This window comes from Methylobacterium trifolii (assembly GCF_022179685.1).
In the GTDB taxonomy this organism is placed as follows: Bacteria; Pseudomonadota; Alphaproteobacteria; order Rhizobiales; family Beijerinckiaceae; genus Methylobacterium; species Methylobacterium trifolii.
Genome location: NZ_BPRB01000060.1, coordinates 63,816 through 73,276 on the forward strand (window position 1 = coordinate 63,816; position 9,461 = coordinate 73,276).

Here is a 9,461-nt window from a genome sequence, read left to right on the forward strand (position 1 = left end):
GAGGAGATCGACGGGCATGGACGTCACCGAACACCACGTGCGCGAGCGCGCCTATTACATCTGGGAAGGCGAGGGCCGCGTGCACGGCCGCGCCGACGCCCACTGGCTGCGGGCCGAGACCGAGCTGCGGGTCTCCGCACCGGTCATCGCGGTTGTGGCCCCGGCCAAGGCCGCGAGGAAGGCAGCTGCCAAGACTGAGAGCACCGCCAAGACCGCGAGCGCTGCAAAGCCACGCAGCCCGGCCAAGACGGTCGCTGCCGCCAAGACGGTCGCTGCCGCCGAGGCGAAGCCCGCGGCCGTGAAGGCCCCGCGGGCCTCGAAGGCCGCCGTGACGGCCGGTCTGGCTGCCAAGGCCAAGATCGCGGCCAAGACCGCCCGGGCGCCCGCCGCCCTGCACTGAGCGCTTCCTCTGGGAAGCCCCGCTGAAACCGCCAGAGCCCGTCCCTCCGCCGAGGGGCGGGCTCTGGCCGTTCGGGCCGCCGTCCGCGGCATCCGCGTCGTCACGGCGCGCGGCGGGGAACGGCACCGAACCTTGACCGTTGTCGCAGCAGAGGCGCCGACGCGCCGCCCCCGATCCCATCTCCGAGGTTGCCATGACGCTCCGATCCGCCGGCCTGCTCGTCCTGGCGCTCGCCGCCCTTCCGGCGACCGCCGAGGCGCAGGCGCCGATCTACCGCGACAGGCCGGCCGCCCTCGGCCAGCCGGTGCCGATCACGGTCGGCGGCCGGGCGCCCTGGAACGCCCCCTGGGCCTACGATTCCGGCAGCGACAACGACCGCCGGCCGGAACTGCCCTACTATCAGCAGGGCCGCGGCCAGCAGACCGGCGGCCCCGCCCGGAACCTGCTGCCCGACGACGGCCTGCACCTGTTCCCGCGCTGATCCGCCCATGCAGGCCGTGATCTTCGACATCGACGGGACGCTGCTGGACAGCGTGGACCTGCACGCCCAGGCCTGGGTCGCGGCCTTCCGTCACTTCGGCGTCGAGACCGAAGAGAAGGCGGTGCGCTCCCAGATCGGCAAGGGCGGCGACGAGCTGATGCCGGTGTTCCTGCCCGCCGAGCGGGTGGAACGCGAGGGCGAGACGATCGAGGGCTACCGCTCCGACCTGTTCAAGCGGGACTACCTCGACCGGGTGAAGCCGTTCCCGGGGGTGCGCGCCCTGTTCGAGCGCATCCGGGCCGAGGGGCTGACCATCGCGCTCGCCTCCTCCGGCAAGGGTCCGGAGGTGGAGCACTACCAGGAGATCCTGGGCATCGCCGACCTCGTGGCCGTGGCCACAAGCTCGGACGACGCGGAGCGCTCGAAGCCCCACCCCGACATCTTCGAGGCGGCCCTCAAGAAGCTGGCGCTGCCCGCGGGCAAGGCCGTGGTGGTCGGCGACACGCCCTACGACGCGCAGGCCGCCGGCAAGGCGGGGCTCGCCACGGTCGGCGTGCTCTGCGGCGGCTTCCCCGAGGCGGACCTGTCGCGAGCCGGCTGCATCGCCATCTACCGCGACCCGCAGGACCTGCTCGACGGGTTCGACGCCTCCCCCCTCGCGCGCCGCTGACGACGCGCGGGTGAGGCGTGCGCAAGGGAAAAGTCCGGACCCGCCGGCCTTGTCCCCGGTTTGCCCGCTCCCGCTGTTGCCCGGATGCGACGCGGTCCCGCGCCGGCTACGGATATGCGTGGGATGCGCTGGTGCACGGGCCCCGAAAGGCGTAGCGAGCCGCCGGGCGAAGGTTGGAATCCTTTCGGACACGGGTGCGGATCATGCGTCAGACGGGCGAGACCGGCATGCGGAGCGCGAACCTCCACGGCGACAAGCCCCTGCAGCAGCAGATCGTCGAGGCCGTCCAGAGCCGGACGACGCCGATCAGCCAGCTCCTGCGCCTGATGTCGGCGCTGGACTCGCAGGAGAGCGCCAACGAGAACCTGCGGCTCCAGCTCCGGGCCCGGATCGGCGCGCCGCTGGGCGCCTGACCCGACCGCGTCAGCGACGCCGGTGGCGCCGGCTCCGCTGGCGCGGCTTCGCCGTCCGCTGCATGCAACTCATGTAGATCTGCTTGCCGAGGATCTCGAGTTCGATCCCGTGCGGATTGGGCGTCGTGAACACGCGGGCGCGGGCCTCCAGGCGGCAGGCGGCGTCCTCCGCGCTCTGGATCGGCGGCTCGGCGCGCGCCGCATTGCCGAGACCGGCGATGAGGAGACCGAGTCCCAGGAGGACGGGCGCCACGCGGGTCTTCCTCGGCGCATGGACGCTCGGCATGGTCTCGTGTCCCCTCTGGCCGGCCTCCCGCGGAGCCCCTCGGCCGGATCGAGATAGGGCGGCCGCGCTCGCGGTGAAGCTTGTGCCTGCGCGATTGCCGGGCACGCGCGGATGTGGAGACTGCCACCGTCCCGGCGGCCGCGTCCGGCGGGCGGGAGGAGCTATGAGATGAACCGTCGCCTGTTCGGCCGCACCGGCCTGCTGCTTGCCGCCTTCGGCCTGTCGGGGCAGGCCCGCGCCGCGCAGGAGGCGGTCCGCCACCGCATCGCCCTCCAGATCAGCGTCAACGATCCGGCCCTGATGAACCTCGCGCTCACCAACATCGCCAACATCGCCGCCCACTATGCCGAGCGGGGGGAGGCGGTGGCCGTCGACCTCACCGCCTTCGGCCCCGGCTACGCCATGGTCCGGGCCGACACCTCGCCGGTGAAGGCGCGCATCACCGCCCTGACGCAGCGCTACCCCTTTGTCACGATCTCGGCCTGCCAGAACGCCCGGCGCGCCATCGCCGACGGGGAGGGCAAGGCGGCCGCCGACATCCCCCAGATCGCGCAGGCGCGCGACGTGCCGGCCGGCGTGGTGCACCTGAGCGAGTTGCAGGAGCAGGGCTGGTCGTATCTCCGGCCCTGACCCCGTCCGGGCGGCGCCTCAGGGCAGGACCCAGAGGCAGCGGCCGGCCGAGGCCACGACCAGGCATTCGTAGGGGGCGCCCCCCACCATCGCCCGATGCTCCACCCCGCCGACCTCCGTGCGCGCCACGCTCCGGCAGCCGGGCGGGGAGCCGGTGCCGGCCGCCAGAAGGCGCAGGTCCACGAGGCTCTCGCAGACGCGGACGCGCTCAGACTCCTGCGCGGCGGCGCACCCCGACCAGAGCGTCAGGAACAGCAGCGGTCCGGCAAGGCGCGGGGCCATGGGCGTGTCCTCCCGCGGCGGGTGCCGCATCCCGGCGAAGTAGGGCGGCGCTTCGGGACGGGGATGCCGGACACGACAACGCCGCCCGGTATGAACGGACGGCGCTCGTCGTCGGTGGGAAACGGTGGGGCGACGGGCCTACCGCTTCGTCTTCACGGCAGCCTTGCGGGCGGCGTAGCGCGCGTCGCGCAGGGCCTTCTTGGCGGCGAGTTCGGAGGCCTTGCGCTCCTGCAGGGCCGCGGCCTCGGCAGCCTCGCGGGCGATCTGGGCGGCGAGTTCGGCTTCCTCGCGGGCCCGCTTCTCCTCGGCGGCCTGGCGCTCGGCGGCGATGCGGGCGGCTTCCCGCTCGCGGGTGCGCTCGTCGCGGGCCTTGGAGACCTCCGCCCGGGCCTTGGCCTTGGCGATCATCTCCGGGTCGTCCGCCGGGGGACGGGCCTTGAACTTCGCCAGGAGGGCGGCCTTGGCGTTGGCGGAGTTCTGGCGGCGGTCGTCGAAATTCCTGTAGTCGAATGCGCTCATCTGACCTTTCTCGTACGGTGTCTCACTTCGAGGTTTCGGGAACGCCGGACCGGATCATTCCGGTCGAGCGGGGGCCGGCGGAACGGGCCCGTGCGGAGGGTGGAATCGGTCTTTGGGTCGGAACGGAGGTGCCAATGACTCGGCCGTCCGTCCGATGCAACCGGGGCCGGCCCGGCGACGGGCGGCCTCGGTGACAAGTGTCGTCATCTTTCTAAACGTTTCGATGACGGATGCGAAAAAGCCTCAGGTGCTCGCGACCCATGAGGTCCTGCCGATGCCCGCCGCCCCGCACTCAGGCCCCGATGCGTCGTGCGCATCGGGGCGACGTGTCAGGCGGCCTGGAGGTTGCCGGCCGACTGCTTGCCGGTGCGGCGGTCGTTCTCGATCTCGTAGGAGACCTTCTGGCCCTCGATGAGGTTGCGCATCCCGGCGCGCTCGACCGCGGAGATGTGGACGAACACGTCCTTGCCGCCGTCGTCGGGCTGGATGAATCCGTAGCCCTTGGTCTCGTTGAACCACTTCACGGTGCCCGTGCTCATGGCGTCATCCTCCGTCGTGTCGGTGTGTCGAACCCGCCGGCCCCGGCGGCTGTCCGCGCGAAGGCAGGGGCGAAGCGGGTGGGTCGAGAGTGAGTTCTAGTTCAGGCGACGCCCTTGGAAATTGGCGCGGACGGTTAAGCGGAGCAATCGGCCAGAGGCCGGCATGCATCGTCGCGAGGCCGAAGGTAGGTCGCCCGGACGCGCCTGACAAGGCCATGATCGGGCGACCGTCCCGCACCCGACAAAACGCCCGTTTACCCATGCGTCCTCCCTCCGGCCACGACGGCAATCTTCCGAGAGACACGTCGTCGCGACATCGTGCCCGCGTCGCATCGCGGAAACCGGGGCCGCTCGGAAAACCTTTCTTCATCAGTGCGTTGTATCCGGTCCTTCGAGCCGGATCGTGCTCCGCGCCGGCGCCCGAGGTTGCCGGGCCAAGCTCGGGCGTCTAGGTTGAGGTCTCGCATGCGGCGTGCGCCAGGGCACGTTCCGGTGTCCGGCCCGATCTCCGGATCGGCGTCCTCCGGGTGGCCTTGGCAGGGTGTGCAAGCTTGGCAGGGCGTGCAAGGCCGGCATCGAGGCAGGGGCGCGGGATGACGCAGATGGTATTCGTGGCCGGCACCCCGGCGTGCCGCCGGCCCGGTCGGGCCTGAGGGTCGGGACCGCACCGGCGCGTGGCAGATCTAACCCCGAGGCGGGGCCGTTCCTCGACATCCCTCAAGATGGTGCGCGCCGCAGGGCTCGCGGCCGGGCTCCTCTGCGTGCCGGAGCCGGCCGCGGCCTTCGACCTGTTCGGCCTGTTCGGCTCCGAGGAGGAGCCGTTGGCCCCGAGCGGCACGGCGCTGCCCTACGACGTGAAGATCAAGGGGGCGGACGACGACGACCTCGTCAAGGCGCTCCAGGACAGCTCCACCCTCTACCGCCTGCGCCGCGAGCCGCCGCCGGACGGCGAGGGCCTCGTGCGCCGGGCGGAGGCCGACCTGCGCCGCCTGCCGGAGGCCCTGTCCGGCTACGGCTACTATGCCGGGCGGATCGCGGTGCGGATCGAGGACGTGACGGTGGCCGGCGAGCCGTCGCTCGCCGCCGCCGCGCGCGCCGCCGAGGCCGCCCGCAACCGCGCCCTGGTGCCGGTCAAGCTCGCGGTCGACACCGGCCCCCTCTACACCCTGCGCAGGCTCACGGTGCGCGATCCGCGGGGCCAGGCCTTCACCGATGAGGTGCTGCCGGCCCGCTTCATCCGGATCGATCCGGAGATTCCGGCCCGCTCGGCCACCGTGATCGCCTGCGAGGCCCGGATCGTCGACCGCTTCCGCGCGCTCGGCCACCCCTTCGCCAAGGTGGTGTCGCGCGATCCCGTTGTGGACGATGCCGCCCACGTCATGGACGTGACGCTCACCGTCGATCCGGGCCCGGTCGCCCGCCTCGGGCCGGTGACGGTGCGGGGCACCCGCGACATCGATCCGGCGGTGGTGCGCTCCTTCATCTATGCGGAGCCGGGCGATCCCTACTCGCCCAAGGTGCTCGCCGACATGCGCCGGGCGCTGGTGAAGGTGGAGGGCCTCGGCTCGGTCCGGGTGCGCGAGGGCGAGAGCCTGGATGCGGCCGGCAACCTGCCGATCTTCGTCGACGTGACCGAGCGGGAGCGCAACCTGATCGGCGTCTCGGCCCGCTACTCCACCGTCGACGGTCCCGGTGTCCGGGCCACTTACGCCAACCGCAACCTGTTCGGCGGGGGCGAGACCCTGCGGCTCGACGCCGACCTCTACTATCTCGGCAACGACCTCTACGCGACCCAGCGCAAGCTCGCCGGCATCGACTCGAACGGGCTGGGCGGGCGGGCGGCGGCGACCTTCGTCAAGCCTGCGCTCTGGGGAACCCGCAACGACCTCGTCGCCAGCCTGTTCGCCGGCCGCGAGGCCCAGCAGAGCTACGTCGCGGACGCGGCCGGCGGCACCGTGGCGCTCCGCCACCGCTTCTCGGACACGGTCTATGCCCAGGCCGGGATCGAGGGGCAGGCCGGGCGCTCGCAGGACGCGCTCGGCAAGGTCGACTACCGCCTGATCGGCGTGCCCCTCTCGGTGGCCTACGATTCCACCGACAACCTCCTCGACCCGACCCGAGGCGTGCGGCTCACGGCCTCGGCCACGCCCTATGCCGGCTTCCTCGGCTCGGACCCGTCGATCTTCGTCGCCAAGGCGCAGGGCTCGACCTATTACGCCCTGGACGACGAGGCCCGCTACATCCTGGCCGGCCGCATCGGCTTCGGCTCGATCTCCGGCGCGAGCCTGGAGGACATCCCGGCCAACATCCGCTTCTTCGCCGGCGGGGGCGGCTCGGTGCGCGGCTTCCCCTACCGGACGCTCGGCCCCCGCGGCCCCTTCAACCTCCCGGTCGGCGGGCGCAGCCTGCTGGAGGCCTCGTTCGAGGCGCGGATCAAGGTCACGGACACCATCGGCGTGGTGCCGTTCTTCGACGCGGGCACGGCGTTTGCCGGCTCCCTGCCGGACTTCGACGAGCGCATCCGGACCGCGGTCGGCCTGGGCCTGCGCTACTACACCGGCATCGGCCCGATCCGGGTGGACGTCGCCTTCCCCCTCGACCGGATCAAGGGCAACCACGAGCGCCCGGTCGCCCTGTACATCAGCCTCGGGCAATCGTTCTGATGGTGTTTTTCGGGGATTTTTCGAGGTTGCGGGGCGCCGTGCAGCTCCCTCCCCCCTCTGCGGGGGAGGGTGGCCCGCGAGCTAAGTCGGGAGAGGGGAACGCCGTATCCGGACAACGCGCTCCCCTCTCCCGACCCTCGCCGACGCGAGGGCCACCCTCCCCCGCAGAGGGGGGAGGGACGAGCCCGCGCCGTAGCCGCAAGGGGGAGGAGAGGCCCGCGGCCGGTCCGTGGACGCGGCTGCCGGCATTGGGCAGGGCAGGGCGCATCACGGCCGCCTGCCTGCTCCTGCTGCTCGCCGCCCCCGCGGGCCTCACCCGCGCGGCCGACGAGGGCGAGAAGTCCGTGCTCGGGGGCCTGCTCTCGAAGGCGCTCTCCACGCCGGCCTCCCGCGTCGCCATCGGCGCGGTGGATGGGGCGCTGTCCTCGGACGCGACCATCCGCGACGTGGCGGTGAGCGACCGCGACGGGGTCTGGCTGCGCCTCGACAGGGCCCGCATCGTCTGGCGCCGCCTGGCCCTGCTCTCGGGCCGGCTGGAGGTGGACAGCCTCGAACTCGGCCGCATCGAGGTGCTGCGCCGGCCCGTGCCGGCCGCCGTCGCGCCGACGGCCGAGCCCGACGGCAAGCTCCTGCCGGACCTGCCGGTCAAGGTCGAGGTCAAGGGCTTCACCCTGGCCGAACTCGTCCTGGGCGAGGCCATCGCCGGGCAGCCGGCCCGCCTCTCGGCGCAGGGGAGGGCGAAGCTCGGCGCCCCGGCCGAGGGCCTCGACCTCGACGTGAGCGTGCGCCGGCTCGATGCGGGCGGGCTGTTCACGGCACGCCTGCTGTTCGTGCCGAACGGCGAGCGCCTGGAGGTGAAGACGACCCTGGCGGAGCCGGCCGGCGGCCTGCTCTCGAAGGGCCTGAACCTGCCCGGCACGCCGCCCATCGACCTCGACCTCGACGGGCGCGGCACCCTCGACGCCTGGAACGCCCGCCTCGACTTCTCGGCCGGCGAGGGCATCGGCGCCAAGGGTTCGGCGAAGATCTCCCGGATCGGGTCGGACCGGCGCCTGACCCTCGACCTCGCCTCGCGCATCGAGGGCCTGCTGCCCGGCCCGGCCGCAGTCGTGTTCTCCGGGACGACGAAGCTCGACGGGGCGCTGCGCTTCTCCGACAGCGGGGCGCTCGGCATCGACTGGCTGGAGCTGGTCTCCCGCACCGCCCGCCTCGACGCGCGCGGCAGCCTGGACGCGACGCGCGTGGCCGACTTCACCCTCCAGGCCCGCGCGGTGCCGACCGAGGGCGGGGTGACCAAGGCCGCCGAGGCCGAACTCCGGACCCTGGTCTTCGACGGGAGCCTGAAGGGGCCGCTCGCTCGTCCCCGCATCGCCGGCAGCCTCAAGGCCGCGGGCCTGCGCACGACGGACAGCGCCCTGGAGCGCGTCGAGGCCAACCTCAAGGCCGAGCCCGCGGAGGCCGGCCGCTTCGCGCTGGCCGCCGACGCGCGGGTCGAAGGCCTGAGCCTGCCCGATCCCGCCCTGCGCCGCGCCCTCGGACACCGGGCCGCCCTCGACTTCGCGGGCAGCCTGGAGCCCGACAACACCCTGGCGGTGACGCGGCTGCACGTGGAGGGCCCGACGCTGACCGCCGACTATGCCGGGCGTGTCGGCCAGAACACCCTGACCGGCACGGTGGAGGCGGCGCTCGCCGACCTCTCCGCCTTCTCCGACCTCGCCGGCCGGCCGCTCGCCGGCAGCCTGGCCGCGACCGCCCGGCTCTCCGGCGACCCGGCCCGCAAGGCCGTGGGCGCGGAGGTGGACCTGCGCAGCCAGGGCCTCGCCCTCGGCCAGCCCGTCCTCGACCGGCTGCTCGGGCGGACGCCCCGCTTCACCGGGCGCCTGTCCCAGGTCTACGACGGCTACGCCTTCGAGGGCGCCAAGCTGGAGGGCGCGCGCGCCTCCGCCCGCCTGGAGGGCCGGGCCACGGCCCGCCTCGCCGATGCCAAGCTCGACCTCGACCTGCCCGACCTGTCCGCGATCGACCCGAAGCTCGGCGGGACGGCGTCGCTGGCCGGGCGACTCACCGGCACCCTGGAGCATCCCGACCTCACGGCCACCCTGACCGCCCCGGAGGCCACGGCGATGGGCCGTCCGGTGCGGGCCCTGCTGGTCGAGACCGCGGTGAAGGACCTCACCGGCGCCCTCGACGGCACCCTGCGGCTGTCCGGCTCGGTCGGCGGCAAGCCGCTCCGGGGGGAGGCCCATCTCGCCCGGCAGGCGCAGGACTGGTCCCTGGACCGGCTCGTCCTCGGCCTCGGCTCCGTCGCCCTCGACGGGCGGGCCGCCCTCGATTCCGGCACGGGGCTGGCGGAGGGCGCCCTGCGGCTGGCCGCGGGCGACCTCGACGACCTCTCGCCCCTGGTGCTCACGCCGCTTGCCGGCAGCCTGGAGGCGCAGATCGGCCTCGAACGCCGGGACGGCCGGCAGGACGCCCGCATCCGGGCCAACGGCGGCTCGCTGCGCGCCGGCAGCCTCGGCGCGCAGCGAGCCGCCGTTGGCCCGGATGCGGGCGTCCTGCCGGCCGTCCCGGCGTTCGA

At 73.4% G+C, this 9,461-nt stretch carries 11 protein-coding genes; 7 read left to right on the plus strand and 4 right to left on the minus strand.

Going from position 1 to position 9,461, the window contains the following annotated elements; all coding sequences use genetic code 11:
• Window positions 1-16: 16 nt before the first annotated feature.
• The 4 genes from COGEMETH_RS05720 to COGEMETH_RS05735 all read left to right on the plus strand — a co-directional run bounded on the left by COGEMETH_RS05720 (window position 17) and on the right by COGEMETH_RS05735 (window position 1,964).
• Window positions 17-400, plus strand: coding sequence for a DUF2934 domain-containing protein (locus COGEMETH_RS05720; RefSeq protein ID WP_238181642.1), 384 nt, complete (start codon window positions 17-19; stop codon window positions 398-400).
• Window positions 401-593: 193 nt separating this feature from the next.
• Window positions 594-881 (plus strand): hypothetical protein, encoded by a 288-nt coding sequence (locus COGEMETH_RS05725; protein WP_238181643.1) that lies wholly within the window; start codon window positions 594-596, stop codon window positions 879-881.
• Window positions 882-888: 7 nt separating this feature from the next.
• Window positions 889-1,551, plus strand: a complete 663-nt coding sequence (locus COGEMETH_RS05730; protein WP_238181644.1) for an HAD family hydrolase — start codon at window positions 889-891, stop codon at window positions 1,549-1,551.
• 203 nt (window positions 1,552-1,754) lie between these two features.
• A complete protein-coding gene (locus COGEMETH_RS05735) occupies window positions 1,755-1,964 on the plus strand; it encodes a hypothetical protein (protein WP_238181645.1) in 210 nt (69 codons plus the stop codon).
• Window positions 1,965-1,974: 10 nt separating this feature from the next.
• On the opposite strand, the gene COGEMETH_RS05740 is transcribed toward COGEMETH_RS05735, so the two are convergent.
• Window positions 1,975-2,217 carry a hypothetical protein gene (locus tag COGEMETH_RS05740; protein ID WP_238181646.1) on the minus strand — a complete coding sequence of 81 codons (243 nt, stop codon included), beginning with the start codon at window positions 2,215-2,217 and terminating at the stop codon, window positions 1,975-1,977.
• 201 nt (window positions 2,218-2,418) lie between these two features.
• Between COGEMETH_RS05740 and COGEMETH_RS05745 the strand changes: the two genes are divergently transcribed.
• The gene (locus COGEMETH_RS05745) at window positions 2,419-2,880 is read left to right on the plus strand and encodes a DsrE family protein (protein ID WP_238181647.1); all 462 of its coding nucleotides are present in this window, start codon (window positions 2,419-2,421) and stop codon (window positions 2,878-2,880) included.
• 18 nt (window positions 2,881-2,898) lie between these two features.
• Here the strand turns inward: COGEMETH_RS05745 and COGEMETH_RS05750 are convergent, their stop codons facing one another.
• The 3 genes from COGEMETH_RS05750 to COGEMETH_RS05760 all read right to left on the minus strand — a co-directional run bounded on the left by COGEMETH_RS05750 (window position 2,899) and on the right by COGEMETH_RS05760 (window position 4,220).
• Window positions 2,899-3,162 (minus strand): hypothetical protein, encoded by a 264-nt coding sequence (locus COGEMETH_RS05750; RefSeq protein WP_238181648.1) that lies wholly within the window; start codon window positions 3,160-3,162, stop codon window positions 2,899-2,901.
• A 138-nt stretch (window positions 3,163-3,300) separates the two neighbouring features.
• Window positions 3,301-3,681: a DUF6481 family protein gene (locus tag COGEMETH_RS05755; RefSeq protein ID WP_238181649.1), complete on the minus strand. Its 381-nt coding sequence runs from the start codon at window positions 3,679-3,681 to the stop codon at window positions 3,301-3,303.
• Window positions 3,682-4,010: 329 nt separating this feature from the next.
• The gene (locus COGEMETH_RS05760) at window positions 4,011-4,220 is read right to left on the minus strand and encodes a cold-shock protein (protein ID WP_055952791.1); all 210 of its coding nucleotides are present in this window, start codon (window positions 4,218-4,220) and stop codon (window positions 4,011-4,013) included.
• Between the two features lie 722 nt (window positions 4,221-4,942).
• Here COGEMETH_RS05760 and COGEMETH_RS05765 point away from each other — a divergent pair.
• Complete coding sequence (locus COGEMETH_RS05765) at window positions 4,943-6,883, plus strand: autotransporter assembly complex protein TamA (RefSeq protein WP_238181650.1); 1,941 nt, start codon at window positions 4,943-4,945, stop codon at window positions 6,881-6,883.
• A gap of 248 nt (window positions 6,884-7,131) precedes the next feature.
• Window positions 7,132-9,461, plus strand: a 2,330-nt coding sequence (locus tag COGEMETH_RS05770) for a translocation/assembly module TamB domain-containing protein (RefSeq protein WP_507762991.1), incomplete at its 3' end; no start/stop codon positions are given.